Below are 14,869 nucleotides of genomic sequence, written 5' to 3'. Positions count from 1 at the left end.
AATGCCTTTAAGCCTTACATATATCCATGCTCTTTAAAGCTTAAAAATATTCCATCTCCTATTATAATATGATCTAAAACCCTAATACCTATTATTTTACCACATTCTATTATGCGATTAGTAATGTTTTTATCTTCCTTACTTGGTTCAACTTCCCCACTAGGATGATTATGCACCAAAATAATTGAAGCACTGCTTAATTTTATTGCTTCTACAAAAACCTCCCGAGGATGTACAACAGTGCTATCCAAACAACCCATTGATATATCCTTAATAGCTAAAATATTGTTTTTTGTGTCTAAAAGTGCAACCTTAAAATATTCCTTTTTCAAATATCTCATCTCTTCAAGAAGCAATACTGCTACACTCTCAGGTGAAGAAATCTTGACTTTATTTATTTTAAGTCTACTTATTCTTTTACTTATCTCAACCACAGCTAATATTTTTGCAGCTTTTGCATCGTTTATACCCTTGTACGATTTCAACGCAATTGCATCTAATTCCACTAAATTATGTAATCCATTGTTATTATTATTGAGTATTTTTTGTGATAATGTTATTGCTGAATCTTCTTTACTACCAACACCAACTATCAATGCCAACAACTCCGAATTTGTAAGTACAGAAGCACCATGCTTTAATAGCTTTTCTCTTGGTCTTTCTTCTTTTGGTATCTTACTAATCGTATAATTACCTTGCATATTTAATATCCCCCGATTTTAAACATTAATTACATTTTCTTATATTCTTATCCAAACTCCTTATCTACTAACTCTTTTATAAATTAAAATTGCTAAAATTATGCCTATTATAGCTGATATTGTCAAAGATGCATTAAACCCAATTGTGAATTTTATAATATTTAAGTCTACAGTCATCGGTCCAAATCCTATACTCTCTCCAAATGTAAGAAGAGGAGCATATTTAGAGAATGCAGTACCTATAATATTGCCAAATATTGAACCTGCTAGAATTACAATAATCCAAGCAATAGAACTTCCTCTTTTCAATTGTTTTTCCTTCCTCTTATTTATTTGTTTATATCAAAAATAAATGCTGATATTGCTCGTATAATAAATATTTAATCAATTAAAATTATATCACATTTTGTAAAATAGTGCTTTGTTTTTATAGCATTTTTATAAAATTTTAACTATTAGAATAATATTATCATTTATATAATTTTTTTTCAAGCAAATATAATTTAGTAATCAAAAAAGACTGTGAATTATTTTCACAGTCTTTTTATATTTTATGTAATTAACGAGGTAGCATCTCAATTGCTTTTTTAGGGCATTTTTCGAAACATACACTGCATCCTATACATTTTGCTTCATCCACTATATGTTTTTGCTTCATTTCACCATCAATTGCTTCAACAGGACAATTTTTTTTGCAAATTCCACATCCTACACATAAATCATCATTGATGTGAGCTTTAACTCTTTTATCTAATTGTCCAGAAATAGCACCCGTTGGACATTTAGCAACACATACTAAACATTGTTTACATTTAGTATAATCTATTTTTGCTATATTATTTTCAACTTTTATAGCTCCAAACGGACAGCTTCTTTCACACATTTTACAACCGATACAGCCTACTTTACATTCCTCTTTAACAGCTTTACCGAAATCTGTGTTTTTACATTCTACAATTACTTCTTGCTTATAAGGTACAAGCTCTATAATGTGTTTTGGACACTCTTCGATACATTTGCCACAAGATGTACATTTTTCTTTATCTACAACCGCTACACCATTAACAACTTTAATAGCATCAAAATCACAAACTTTTACACAACTACCATATCCTAAGCAACCTTGAGCACAAAGTTTATCTCCGCCTTGTACAATCATTGCAGCTTTACAATCTTTAATTCCATCATAATCGAATTTTTTTACTGCTTTGCCTTCGCAACCCTTGCATAAAACTTTCGCAACCATTTTTTCACCTGATACAGCTTCCACTCCTAAAACTTCACTTATCTTTTTAACAGCATCGGCATTTGAAACTGGACATCCTGTAGCTGGCATTTCACCACTTGCCATAGCCTTACTCATTCCATCACATCCTGGAAATCCACAAGCTCCACAGTTTGCACCTGGTAATAATTCTCTAATTTTAGCTACTTTTGGATCTACCTTAACTTCGAAAATCTTACCGGCTATACCCAATACTATACCAAATACTAAACCTAAAGCACCTAAAACACCTACTGCTTTTAATATATCAATTAACATATTTTCACCTCCCTATATAGCTAAGCCAGAGAATCCTAAAAACGCTATAGACATTAGTCCAGCAGTAATTAGTGCAATTGGAAATCCTTGAAGTGATTCAGGAATATCTGCAAGTGCTAATCTCTCTCTTATACCAGCAAACAAAACTATTGCTAACAAAAAACTTAACGAAGAACCTAATGAGTTTACAATAGTTTCAACTAAATTATAGTTATCTTTAATATTTAATAAAGCTACCCCTAAAACAGCACAGTTTGTAGTGATTAAAGGTAGATAAACACCTAATGCTTCATATAATGAAGGACTAGATTTTTTAAGAAACATTTCAACAAACTGAACAAGTGCAGCTATAACCAATATAAATGCTATAGTTTGTAAATATCCAAGTCCTAATTTATTCAATACAAAGTTTTGTAACAACCAAGTAATGATAGATGATAGAGTGATTACAAATGTTACGGCAACACCCATACCAATTGCTGTATTAATTTTTTTGGATACGCCAAGGAATGGACAGATACCCATGAATTTTGCAAAAATGATGTTATTAACTAATAATGCTCCTATAAACAAACTAAATAAATTCATAATTTATCTTCCCTCCTATGCTTTCTTACGTTTTATATTGATAAAATTAACTAAACCGATTAATAATCCAAGTGCAATGAATGCTCCCGGAGGCATTATCATTATCAAAGCTGGTTCAAATGCTTCACCAAATAAAGCAAACCCAAAAATACTTCCAGCTCCTAAAATTTCTCTTACTGAACCAAGTAAAGTAAGTGCTATAGTAAATCCAATTCCCATACCCAATCCGTCACAAACAGAATCAAATACTCCATGTTTAGAAGCAAAAGCTTCTGCTCTACCAAGAATGATACAGTTAACAACTATTAATGGAATAAACAATCCTAATTGTTCATATAATGCAGGAACATAAGCATGCATTAACATATCTATCAATGTAACAAATGTTGCAATAACAACAATAAATGCAGGAATACGAATTTTATCTGGTATTAAATTTTTAATAAGTGATATTACTGCATTTGAACAAATTAAAACAGCTGTAACTGCAAGTCCCATACCCATACCATTTATAGACGAAGTAGTAATAGCAAGTGTTGGACACATACCTAATAATTGGACAAAAATAGGATTTTCTGTTACGATGCCATTTTTAATATATTTTAACCTATCCATTATAACCTCCATAATTTATAATATTTTGACAACTATTTAAGAAATTCATTATAAATTGCCATTGCGTTATTGATTGCGCTAGTGAATGATTTAGAAGAATAAGTTGCTCCACCCAATGCTTCAACCTCAGTTTCATCTTTAGGTGTTTTTGATACTTTTAACTCTGTATCTGTGCTTTTTCCTATAAATTGTTGTTGATATTCAGCATCTTCAATATGAGAACCAAGTCCTGGAGTTTCAGCATGCTGAGTTACTTTAATACCTACAACTTTACCTTCTAAAGAAATACCAACTATAATTTCTATATCTCCATCATATCCTTTTCTTGTACTAAGTGTTTGAATAGCATAACCTAAATCATTACCACTTTCATCTTTACAGATTTTAAGACTAATAAATTTTTCGTTTTGTTCCTTAATTTTAACTTCTAACGCTTCGTCAAATACGTCCATTGATTTAGCTTCTGGAAATACAGCTTTAACAACTTCTTCTCCAGATTTAGCATCTTCAATTGCTTTATCTATAATATCTTTTGTAAAATGATTAGCTACAGAAAGAAATGTTCCGGCAAGCGCTGTAATAATTAATAGAATAAGCCCTAATTTAACTATTTCATTTTTCATTATTTAGCACCTCCAAATATCTTTGGACTAGTGTATTTATCAATTAAAGGTGTGGCTACATTCATAAGTAAAATAGAATATGAAACTCCCTCAGGATAGCCTCCTAATTTTCTAATCAACATTGTTAATACTCCAGCACCAATACCATATATGATTTTACCTTTTGGCGTAACTGGGCTAGTTGCATAATCAGTTGCCATGAAGAATGCACCAAGCATAAGACCACCAGCAAATAAATAATAAGACATTCCTGTTAAATTACCTTCTGAGATCAAAGCTATAACAGCAACTGTTCCTATATAAGCTACTGGAATTCTCCATGAAATTACTTTTCTAACTATTAAATAAATACCACCTATAATAAGTAAAACCGCTGAAGTTTCACCTATACAGCCTGGAATTCTACCAATAAACATTTCTAAAAGTCCTGGCATTTGCAATCCAGCATCTGCTGTACCTTTTAAAATTGCAAGTGGCGTAGCTGTTGCGACAGCATCAATTCCAAGAGGGGCAACATAATTTCCCATAAGTGCTGGCCAACATGCAAACAATACAGCACGTCCTGCTAATGCAGGGTTAATAAAGTTTTGTCCTAATCCGCCAAATACTTGTTTGCCTATAGCTATTGCAAAAGCACTACCTATAACAGGCATCCATACTGGTGTAGTTGATGGTAAATTAAATGCTAATAATACTCCTGTAACAATTGCACTAAGATCACCAATTGTTATTGGTCTTTTCATAATTTTTTGACAAAGTGCTTCTGTTATAACTGCAGATAATACAGAAGCTACCACTAATATTAAAGATTTAACCCCAAAATAAAAAATACTTGCTATAAATGCAGGCAATAAAGCTATTAAAACATCAAGCATAATTTTATTTACACTTTCATCTGACCTAATGTGAGGAGATGACGAGGCTTTAAGTCTATTTTCTTCCATTGTTTTTCCTCCTATTTACTTGCTTTTCTACGTTTTGCTGCTACTTCACGCTTAGCAACTCTAATAGATTCAACTAGTTTTCGTTTTGATGGGCATACATATGAACAAGAGCCACACTCAATACAATCTAATACATGATACTCTTCAGTTTCATCAAACTTATTTAACAATGATAATTTACTCAAAATTAAAGGTTGTAAATGAATTGGACATGCTTCAACACATTTTCCACATCTTATACAATTTTTAGGTTCTTCAACTTCTGATTCTTTTTTAGTTAAAACCAATATTCCAGATGTACCTTTTATAACAGGAATATCTGTTGTAAATTGAGCTATACCCATCATTGGTCCACCGTTTATTACTTTTCCTGGTTCCTCAGAGTATCCTCCACATTGTTCTATAACTTCTTTAAAGCTTGTACCTATTCTTACAAGCAAATTTTTAGGTTCTTTTATTGCATTTCCTGTTACTGTAACAACTCTTTGAATTACAGGCATACCTGTTTTAATTGTATTGCCCAATGTTGCAGTAGTACCAACATTTTGAACAACTGCTCCTACATCCATAGGTAGTCCACCTGAAGGAACAACCCTTCCAGTTACAGCATTTATTAACCTTTTTTCATCACCCTGTGGGTATTTTGGCTCTAATTGTGCTACTTCAATATTGTCAATTGATTCTACAGCCTTTTTCATAGTTTCAATAGCATCAGGTTTATTTTTTTCTATAGCTATATAACATTTATCAACATCAAGTACTTTCATTATAGCTTTAGCACCAACTACTACATCGTCTGATTTTTCAAGCATTATTCTATGGTCAGCAGTTAAATATGGTTCACATTCTGCACCATTAATAATTACAAAATCTATTTTTTTATCTTTCGGTGGGCTTAATTTAACATGAGTAGGAAAACCTGCTCCTCCCATACCTGTAAAACCAGATTCTTTTATAATATTAATGATATCCTCTTTTTTTAATTCATCAATATTTCCCATTGGTTTTACTGATTCATGTACTGTAAATTTACCGTCCGACTCAATAACGATACAATTTACCTTTGAACCTCCGCTTGTATTATACATACCAATGTTTTTTACAACACCTGATATGCTCGAATGTATATTAGCAGATACAAATGACTTTGACTCACCTATTTTTTGTCCAGCCTTCACCAATTCTCCAACTTTTACCAGTGCTTCGCAAGGAGCCCCAATATGTTGCTGCAAAGGAACAACTACTACTTTAGGTTCAATTGCCTTTTCAATTGCCTTTTGTTCTGTTAACTTTTTAAAGTGTGGAGGATGAATACCACCTTTAAAAGTAAATCCTTTTGTGTCCATGACATCACCTTCTCTAAATATTTTTATATATAAATGTAACAACATACATTTTATAACTAATTAGTTGCTTTACTATTTAAATCAAATAAAGCTTCATTGATATACTCTCTAATCCATTTTAAAACATCAGGACTATTTATATCAACTTCTTGTAGTATTTCTTTTATTTTGATTGTTGAAAACTCAAACATATTATCATTTACTGTATGTCTATAAATCAAATCGCAGCTTGTACACATTGAATTGACAATAGTAATGATAGTTTCACTAATATTCCCAAGTGGTGCTGTATCAATATTATTTTTTTCAAACATACATTCAACCTTAGTACCTATGCCAATTTTTGAAGTAATATTTAGAAACCCATTACACCTATTAGCTGCTTCATTTAGCAATGATAGTCCTAATCCGACTTTTCTGGTAGTTCTAGTAGTATAAAATGGATTTAGCACATTTTGCAACGTATCTTCATCCATACCAACCCCATTATCCTCTATAGTAATTTTTACAGAATTACTCACTATATTATCAGAAAACGTGACAATAATCAAGGTTGCACTAGCTTTAATAGAATTCTGAACAATATCTAATATATGTAATGATAATTCTTTCATAATTAACTATCTCCTAAATATATATTTTTGTTATTTAATTAAGCATTTTAAACAATCTACATACTAAAACATAAATAATCATAAATGCTTTTGTTTTTATCTATATATATATAATTAATTGGTTCTGAAATATCTTTTAAGTAATGTGCATCTGAATTATACAATACTTTATATGCACTTTCGTTTAATAATTTATTGTCATTATTTACATTGTTTTTGTATATTTCTATAAAATTGCATTTTAAATCACTAGGAAAAAAGCCTAAAACTCCTAAAATTCCATTATTCAATTTATTAACATGAGCTGGTACTATGATACCATCATATTTAAACACTAAATTACTTATTTCATTTAATGTATATTTGCTAGCACTCAATAGAAGTTTATCAACAGTTCCTATAATTTCATCATATTCATTGTAGATATTCTGTTCACCAAAATATTCTGGCTTATTTCTAATATTAGGCAATGATTCATAAATCAAATCACTCACTACCTTAGCATCTTCATAATTTTTAAAATAGCTTAATAAATGAATTTCTTCTCTAGTTGTAATTTCCATACCACACAATGTATTTAATCCTAATTTATTCGCTACAATTTCAACCGCTTTGCTATTATTTACTGAATTATGATCTGTTACAGCAATGAAATTCAAGCCTTTTATTAGAGCCATGTTTGCTATATTGTTTGGAGTCATGTCACTATCACCACATGGTGATAAATCCGAGTGAATATGAAAATCATAATAGTATTTCATTTAATATTATTAATTAAGCATGCAAGTTCAAAAGAAGTTTGTTTACTTTTTAATATTGGAATATTAAGTTTCTCTGCTTTTAATATTGTGCTTCCTTCAATCTCCATATTTTCCGCTACTATTATGCATGACATTTCAATCAATTCAGCAACAGCTACAATATTTAAGTGTGTCTGAATTGTTATCCAAACACAACCAGCTTGTGCTTTTGACATGACTATACTTAATAAATCTCCAATATATACATTTTTTATATCTATATCCTTAGTTTCACTTGTGCCAACAATAATTTCGCAGTTTAAAATCTTAGATAATTCTAATATTTTCATAATTCCTCCGAATTTAATCTTTTTTTATTAGCTTTTAATAAAATGCAACCATATAAATCTGCATGTCCATCACAAATATCCTCAGCATATGCTCTGCAAGTAGGCGAACCACATGAACCACAATCTAAGCCTGGCAAAAGAGCAGTTATTTGTTCTATTCTTTCCATTCTTTCTACTGCTTCAGCCAAGGTTAATTTTCTTTTATTTGTATCTTCTTTTATAATTTCAATATCAAAAAAATTCTTTTCATACAAATCATTAAATACTTCGTCTGATATACCTGCATTGAATGTTTCTTTGGTATTTTTTATTATATAATCAATATTTCTTTTCGCAATAAATGGATTTTCTACATTGAAAATACCACCTACACAGCCTTCTGTACACACTGATAGCTCAACATAATCTATATCGTGCAACTTACCGTTCTCAATTTCTTCAAGTATATCAATTATATTTTCTATACCATAAACAGAAATATATGATGATACATTAATTGTCTCGCTTTGACCACCTGCAATAGCCCACTTTATACCCTTTATAGATGGTGTTGAATTGCATAGTTTTGTATTTTTACATACTTCTCTATATATATCTCCATATATTGAATTTAACGGAATAACACTATCTATACTAGATTTTTTCGTCCCAATAGGATTTGTAATACTAAGCATTTCCGCAGGGCATGGAGAAATGTAATAAATTTTAATATCTTCAGAGCATACATCAAAATTTTCATGTGCATTATGTTTTGCAAGTCTTGCTGCTATCTCCATTGGTGATTCTACAGTTATAAGATTATCTAATAAAGATAAATATCTAATCTTTATTAGCCTAACAATTGCTGGACAATTAGTTGATATAATTGGCTTAACACCTTCACTTTCAGATATTTTTCTTGCTATAGCTTTTGATGTTAACTCAGCAGCATAACTTTCATCATATACATAATCAAATCCTAATTTTAAAATTGAATTTTGAATATTACATATTTCTGTTCCTTTAGGAAATTGACCATACAAAGCTGTAGATGGAATAGCAATCGAAAACTTTGTTTCTACAAAATCATTTTTGTTAACCTCATATGGAGAATATGCATTATATGGGCATGCTTTTATACATTCACCACAATATATGCATTTGTTTTTATCAATAACTGCTTTTTCATTTTTAATCCTAATTGCTTGTGTAGGACATTTCTTCATACAATTAGTACAGCCTCTACACTTATCTGAATCTAGTAGAATTGAAAAATCCATATAAAACTCCTTTCTATAACTATTTTTTTGTATGCTATATATTAATTGTCATAGAAATTTCTGTACCAGTTTTTTTTGTTGTTATGTTAAAATCATCTGACCATTTCTTCATATTAGGCAACCCCATACCTGCTCCAAATCCAAATTCTCTAACACTACTTGAAGCTGTAGAATATCCTTCTGTCATTGCAAGTTCAACATTGGGAATACCAGGTCCAATATCTTCCGATATAATTATTATCTTATGTTCATATATATCACAGTGTAATTTTCCACCTAAAGAGTGTATTACCAAATTTATCTCTGCCTCATATGAAACAATAGCAATTCTTCTTATGATAGCAGGGTCAATATTTAGCAATTTTAAGTTCTTTTTAATATCACTAGAACCTTTACCAGCATTACTAAAATTATTCGCGACAACATCACAACTATATCTTTTTAGGAAATTCTCTTTGTCCATACTAAATTGGCCTTAATCCGGACTTATATAATATTCCACATGTTTCAAACATAATTGAATGTGTTGTTAATATAGTTATATTAGCTTCTGTAGCAAGCTCAATTGTTTCTTTACTTGGTATTTTCCCTCTAACTAATATTATTAGAGAAATATCCATCATTTCAGCCGTTCTAATAACCTGTGGATTGTTCAGCCCAGTTATCAATACTGTTGAACTATCAGCAAGTGCTAAAACATCGCTCATTAAATCACTTGCAAATGCAAAATTATAATTTTTATCATCGGTTATTAGCCTTGTAACACATTCAGCATTTAGTACCTTTATAAATTCTGTAACTTTCATTTTTTCCTCCCTACAATATAATAAATTTAATTTAATATATAATATATTTCTTATGTATATACTGGGATGAATATTAAGTTATTGTACAAAACTAATTTGCATAGAAATCATTTTTATTACATCTAATTATATCTCAAATTAATAAATAAAAAAAGTTTTTTTTATAAAAAACTTTGTTAAATTTTTAATTATTTATGTATTGTTTATTTTATATTTGTATAATTACCTATACTTTCTATCTATTTCTTCTGAATCTTTGTATTTGTCTGTTTTATTTTTTATATTTATCCTTTGGATAACTATTGCTCTAAAGGTATAAGATGCTTGCTCTAAAACAGTTGATAGTATTTCTAATTCGTCAATTGTTAAATTCTTAGCAATGGCAACACACAATGCATTTACAATTGCTACTAACTCCTCCGGACATATCATAAATAACGCCTCTTTAAAAAGTATTCATTGATAACAGAAAAATAACAAATAATTATAAATCTTTGTGTCGTTTTTTGTTTTAATTTGACGGAATATAACAATTTAAATTTTTGCTTAAAAATTATATAATTAAATAAAAAAGAGTTAGGATGTGTTAATATGTTAAAGAAATGGGAGACTAATAACTTAGAAGAATGTAATTTACCTGATGAGGTACGAATTGCATTTATAAGTGCAACTAAAAATTTTCATGGAATTACTTTTAAACCTATACTTTATTATGGAAAGCAAAATTTTATTGGTGTTGATTATGCAATAACTTGTAGTCAAGTAACTGAAACAAACCCTCCACAAGAAAGTTTAATATTAATGATAATAAACAGTTTACCCAACAAAAATATCGAAGGAAAATTCGATTATGAAATAAAAGATATAAAACATATAATTTAATATTATACTTAAAAATAAAAGCCAAAAGGCTTTTATTTTTTATAGTTTTATATTCATAATATTTCTTGTATACTCTGTTTCCATATAAGGTGATGTTATTAGAAAATCTGCTGTTGCTTCACTGTTTGCCATAGGTATATCAAAAACTTGTGCAAGTCTTAATAGAGCTTTAACATCAGGGTCATGTGGATGTGCAGACAATGGATCTGAAAAAAATATAACCATATCAATCAATCCTTCTGCTATTCTGCAACCTACTTGCTGATCCCCTCCAAGTGGGCCGCTATTGTATCCATAAACATTTAGTCCTGTTTCTTGATTTATACGCTTTGCTGTCGTTCCAGTTCCACAAAGCATATGTTTTTCAAGTATATGTTTATTTTTTATGCACCAATTAACCATAGTATCCTTTAGGTTATCATGTGCTATCAAGGCTATATTTTTCTTAATACCAATAGGTTTCAATTCTACCATATAGTTTTTCTCCTAAATAATATATTTTATTAATTGCATTATAACAACTAACAACACTTACATCTATAATATTTATAAAGATAATTTATATTATAATTAATTATAATATAAATTATCAGTAGAATATATTGGATCGCATGTTATATCTATACCAAGTCTTCTCAAAGTTTGCTCATCATTATTTTCTATTATTGTAGTTGAATGTGCAATGCATCCATTAAGTTTTTCTAACATTTTTAAAGTTAATTCAGCAATTTGGTTTGTTACTGCACATATACTTAAAGCTGTAAGCACCTCTTGGCAATTCAATGCTGAATTCCTTATTTTTAATGTGTCTCTTTTTAGTTTAAGAATTGGCTCTAAAATTACAGGTGAAATTAAATGTATTGAATCATCTATTTTTGCATAATACTTTATTGCATTCAATATTACTGCGGCAGTTGAACACATTAAACTCGAGCCTTTACCTGTTATTATAGTACCATTTTCCAATTCAATAGCTGCAACTGGACAAATCTCTGTATTATCAGATTTTTCTTCAATCTGTCTTGCATATTCTCTAGCAGGCATTACTACTACCCTGTCTTCTTCCTTTAACTTCATTTCATTCATAATTAATTGAATTCTTTGAAGCACTTCAAAATCTATATATCCTTTTTTATATTCACATGCAGTTTTAAAATACCTTCTTATGATTTCTTGTAAAGAAGCTTCTTTTATAATTTCATCGTCTATTATTCCAAATCCAACTCTATTAACACCCATATCAGTTGGAGACTTATATACAGACTCTTCACCTGTTATTTTTTCTATTATTCTTTTTAGGACAGGGAAAGATTCAATATCTCTATTATAGTTTATTGTTATTTCATTGTACGCATCTAAATGAAAAGAATCTATCATGTTTACATCTTTTAAATCAACAGTAGCTGCTTCATAAGCAACGTTTAATGGATGCTTTAACGGTATATTCCAAACGGGGAATGTTTCAAATTTAGAATACCCTGCCATATTACCTCTTTTATATTCATGATACAATTGATTTAAGCAAGTTGATAATTTACCATTTCCAGGTCCTGGAGCTGTTACAACAACTATTGGCTTTTTAGTCTCTATGTATGGATTTTTGCCATATCCTTCATCACTTACTATAGTATCAACATCTGTAGGATATCCTTTTGTGGAAGTATGAGTATAAACCTTAATTCCTCTACGACCAAGCTTATTCATAAATATAGTAGCTGAAGGTTGCTCGTCATATCTAGTGATAACTACACTATTAACTTCTAACCCGTAAAATTTGAAATTATCTATAGTTCTAAGCACTTCTAAATCATAAGTAATACCTAAATCGCCTCTTATTTTGTTTCTTTCAATATCACCTGCATACACACAAATAATAATTTCAACCTTATCCTTTAATTTTTGCAACAATTTAATTTTTGCATCTTCATCGAAACCAGGAAGAACTCTCTTTGCATGTAAATCACTAATTAATTTACCCCCAAATTCTAAATAAAGCTTTTGATAATTATTTACCCTTTCTAGTATATATTTTGATTGTTCTTGTAAATACTTTTCATGATCAAATCCAATTTTCATTTTGCAACCCTTTACTTATTATTTTTTTTAACTTATATATTATTAAACATTTTCGTCAATCTGTAAATACAAATTTTAATAATTTTATTATTTTTTATATAATCTTTTTTAATTCATTTATAATTATTAGATAAATTAATTATTAAATCTATTATAAATCAAATATAGTTTTTAATACATATAACATAAAAACAATCAACACAAAAATCAAGTGTTATTACAGCATTCTATCAAATGCAATAAAAACACTCATCATTGGTGCGAGTGAGGGGATTTGAACCCCTACGTTTATTTAAACACATGCCCCTCAAGCATGCCTGTCTGCCGATTTCAGCACACTCGCTTTATGCAACAGAATTATGATATCATTAATTATATTTTTTTACAATATATTTTTATCACTTTTATTTATTGATATTTTAATTACATTCTTTTTTTCCTATTGTATACTTATAATGTCTAAATATTAATAATTTAGAATATTTTATATTTTACTTTATTTTTTGCATAATTTGTAATATAATGTATTTGACGATTATTTATATAAAAAGGAGGACAAAATGAACACAATACTTGCATTAGGAATTATCTCAATCACTAGTATTATAGTAGCTAAACTAATAAACAAACTAAAATTACCAGCGGTTACAGGATATCTTTTAGCGGGGCTACTAATAGGTCCATATGTATTAAACATTATTTCAGAAACAAATGTTAAAGATTTAAGTTTTATAAGTGATTTTGCTTTAGGACTAATTGCATTTCACGTAGGAAAAGGTTTTCAAATAAAGCAAATAAAGAAATTAGCTAAAAGTGTTATAACAATAACATTTTTACAAGCATTTATAACGGTTATAGTTGTTTTTGTTACACTGTTAGCATTTACTAAGGACATGCCTTTTAGTTTAGTTATTGCAGCAATATCTGCAGCAACTGCTCCAGCTGCAACTATAATGGTTATCAAAGAATATCGAGCAAGAGGAACTTTAACAGACACTCTTATCTCAGTTGTTGCAATGGATGATTTAGTATGTATCATATTATTTAGTATTGCAAATGCAATTGCAGAAATAGCACTATCAGGTTCTATAACAATTGTAAAAGCTATTGCATCACCACTGATTGAAATTATTGGTTCATTCCTTGTTGGAGGTATTGCTGGATTATTAATAAACTTTGCTGTAAATAGAAAATCAAAACAAGAGTCAATAATATTGATACCGATGAGTATTATACTATTATCAATTGGTATATCTATTAAATTTGAATTGTCATCATTATTAACTTGTGTTACTGCAGGAGCTATGATTGCTAATTTATCTCCTATTGAAGCTAAAATATTTGATACTGCTGAAGACTTGTCTACACACATTTACTTGTTATTCTTCACATTCTCAGGTATGAGCTTAGACTTAAATGTTATAAAAGGATTAGGATTCATTGGAATTATATATATAATTGCTAGAACTTTGGGTAAAATTTCAGGAGCATATATTGGTACACTTGTCACAAAAGCTGAATCTAAGATCAAAAAGAACTTAGGATTTGGACTATTACCTCAGGCAGGTGTTGCTATAGGTCTTGCTGCAATAGCAGCAACGAAATTTCCAACTATGGGCAATAAAATATTAAACTTGATTATGGCTTCCGTTTTTGTTTACGAATTCGTAGGACCTGTTTTAACTAAATATATACTAATTAAATCTGGAGAAGCACAAGAGCATTAAAATAAATAGACTAAATAAAAATAATAAGCCGTACTTTACGTACGGCTTTAGGCAA

General features: G+C 29.5%; 19 protein-coding genes and 1 tRNA gene. 2 read left to right on the top strand and 18 right to left on the bottom strand.

From position 1 onward, the window contains the following. Positions 1–14: 14 nt before the first annotated feature. From radC to JYG23_RS01655, 15 genes are all read right to left on the bottom strand, one after another. Positions 15–701: a DNA repair protein RadC gene (gene radC / locus JYG23_RS01725; protein WP_207236737.1), complete on the bottom strand. Its 687-nt coding sequence runs from the start codon at positions 699–701 to the stop codon at positions 15–17. Between the two features lie 60 nt (positions 702–761). Further along, positions 762–1,010, bottom strand: a complete 249-nt coding sequence (locus tag JYG23_RS01720; protein WP_207236736.1) for a DUF4321 domain-containing protein — start codon at positions 1,008–1,010, stop codon at positions 762–764. A gap of 250 nt (positions 1,011–1,260) precedes the next feature. Continuing rightward, positions 1,261–2,238: an RnfABCDGE type electron transport complex subunit B gene (locus JYG23_RS01715; protein ID WP_207237918.1), complete on the bottom strand. Its 978-nt coding sequence runs from the start codon at positions 2,236–2,238 to the stop codon at positions 1,261–1,263. Positions 2,239–2,256: 18 nt separating this feature from the next. Continuing rightward, on the bottom strand, positions 2,257–2,832 hold the full coding sequence (gene rsxA / locus JYG23_RS01710) for an electron transport complex subunit RsxA (RefSeq protein WP_207236735.1): 576 nt from the start codon (positions 2,830–2,832) through the stop codon (positions 2,257–2,259). Positions 2,833–2,847: 15 nt separating this feature from the next. Beyond that, complete coding sequence (gene rsxE / locus JYG23_RS01705) at positions 2,848–3,447, bottom strand: electron transport complex subunit RsxE (protein ID WP_207236734.1); 600 nt, start codon at positions 3,445–3,447, stop codon at positions 2,848–2,850. 32 nt (positions 3,448–3,479) lie between these two features. Next, positions 3,480–4,070 (bottom strand): RnfABCDGE type electron transport complex subunit G, encoded by a 591-nt coding sequence (locus tag JYG23_RS01700; RefSeq protein ID WP_207236733.1) that lies wholly within the window; start codon positions 4,068–4,070, stop codon positions 3,480–3,482. Continuing rightward, positions 4,070–5,014, bottom strand: coding sequence for an RnfABCDGE type electron transport complex subunit D (locus tag JYG23_RS01695; RefSeq protein ID WP_207236732.1), 945 nt, complete (start codon positions 5,012–5,014; stop codon positions 4,070–4,072). Before JYG23_RS01695 ends, JYG23_RS01700 begins: the two co-directional genes overlap by 1 nt. Before the next feature lie 11 nt (positions 5,015–5,025). Beyond that, positions 5,026–6,360 (bottom strand): electron transport complex subunit RsxC, encoded by a 1,335-nt coding sequence (gene rsxC / locus JYG23_RS01690; RefSeq protein WP_207237917.1) that lies wholly within the window; start codon positions 6,358–6,360, stop codon positions 5,026–5,028. Between the two features lie 56 nt (positions 6,361–6,416). After that, positions 6,417–6,974 (bottom strand): ATP-binding protein, encoded by a 558-nt coding sequence (locus tag JYG23_RS01685; protein WP_207236731.1) that lies wholly within the window; start codon positions 6,972–6,974, stop codon positions 6,417–6,419. 56 nt (positions 6,975–7,030) lie between these two features. Continuing rightward, positions 7,031–7,735, bottom strand: coding sequence for a PHP domain-containing protein (locus tag JYG23_RS01680; RefSeq protein ID WP_207236730.1), 705 nt, complete (start codon positions 7,733–7,735; stop codon positions 7,031–7,033). Next, positions 7,732–8,064, bottom strand: a complete 333-nt coding sequence (locus tag JYG23_RS01675; RefSeq protein WP_207236729.1) for a DRTGG domain-containing protein — start codon at positions 8,062–8,064, stop codon at positions 7,732–7,734. Before JYG23_RS01675 ends, JYG23_RS01680 begins: the two co-directional genes overlap by 4 nt. Beyond that, complete coding sequence (locus JYG23_RS01670) at positions 8,061–9,323, bottom strand: [Fe-Fe] hydrogenase large subunit C-terminal domain-containing protein (RefSeq protein ID WP_207236728.1); 1,263 nt, start codon at positions 9,321–9,323, stop codon at positions 8,061–8,063. The genes JYG23_RS01675 and JYG23_RS01670 overlap by 4 nt, the downstream gene beginning before the upstream one ends. Positions 9,324–9,357: 34 nt before the next feature. After that, positions 9,358–9,786: an ATP-binding protein gene (locus JYG23_RS01665; protein ID WP_207236727.1), complete on the bottom strand. Its 429-nt coding sequence runs from the start codon at positions 9,784–9,786 to the stop codon at positions 9,358–9,360. Position 9,787: 1 nt separating this feature from the next. Further along, entirely contained in the window at positions 9,788–10,129 is a 342-nt protein-coding gene (locus tag JYG23_RS01660; protein WP_207236726.1) for a DRTGG domain-containing protein, read from the bottom strand. A gap of 222 nt (positions 10,130–10,351) precedes the next feature. Continuing rightward, the gene (locus tag JYG23_RS01655) at positions 10,352–10,561 is read right to left on the bottom strand and encodes a hypothetical protein (protein WP_207236725.1); all 210 of its coding nucleotides are present in this window, start codon (positions 10,559–10,561) and stop codon (positions 10,352–10,354) included. A gap of 159 nt (positions 10,562–10,720) precedes the next feature. Here JYG23_RS01655 and JYG23_RS01650 point away from each other — a divergent pair, with 159 nt between their 5' ends. Then, entirely contained in the window at positions 10,721–11,011 is a 291-nt protein-coding gene (locus tag JYG23_RS01650) for a hypothetical protein (protein ID WP_207236724.1), read from the top strand. 39 nt (positions 11,012–11,050) lie between these two features. Here JYG23_RS01650 and JYG23_RS01645 read toward each other — a convergent pair whose 3' ends face one another. The 3 genes from JYG23_RS01645 to JYG23_RS01635 form a co-directional block, all read right to left on the bottom strand. Beyond that, positions 11,051–11,485, bottom strand: coding sequence for a methylglyoxal synthase (locus JYG23_RS01645; protein ID WP_207236723.1), 435 nt, complete (start codon positions 11,483–11,485; stop codon positions 11,051–11,053). Positions 11,486–11,581: 96 nt separating this feature from the next. Then, positions 11,582–13,087, bottom strand: a complete 1,506-nt coding sequence (locus JYG23_RS01640) for a DUF1846 domain-containing protein (RefSeq protein ID WP_207236722.1) — start codon at positions 13,085–13,087, stop codon at positions 11,582–11,584. 256 nt (positions 13,088–13,343) lie between these two features. Continuing rightward, a tRNA-Leu gene (locus JYG23_RS01635) sits at positions 13,344–13,430 on the bottom strand. Between the two features lie 217 nt (positions 13,431–13,647). Between JYG23_RS01635 and JYG23_RS01630 the strand changes: the two genes are divergently transcribed. Continuing rightward, entirely contained in the window at positions 13,648–14,814 is a 1,167-nt protein-coding gene (locus tag JYG23_RS01630; RefSeq protein ID WP_207236721.1) for a cation:proton antiporter, read from the top strand. Positions 14,815–14,869 lie beyond the last annotated feature (55 nt).

Source organism: Sedimentibacter sp. zth1 (genome assembly GCF_017352195.1).
GTDB lineage: Bacteria > Bacillota > Clostridia > Tissierellales > Sedimentibacteraceae > UBA1535.
Note: the sequence above shows the minus strand (reverse complement) of the source record. Positions and strands in the feature narration are given on the sequence as shown.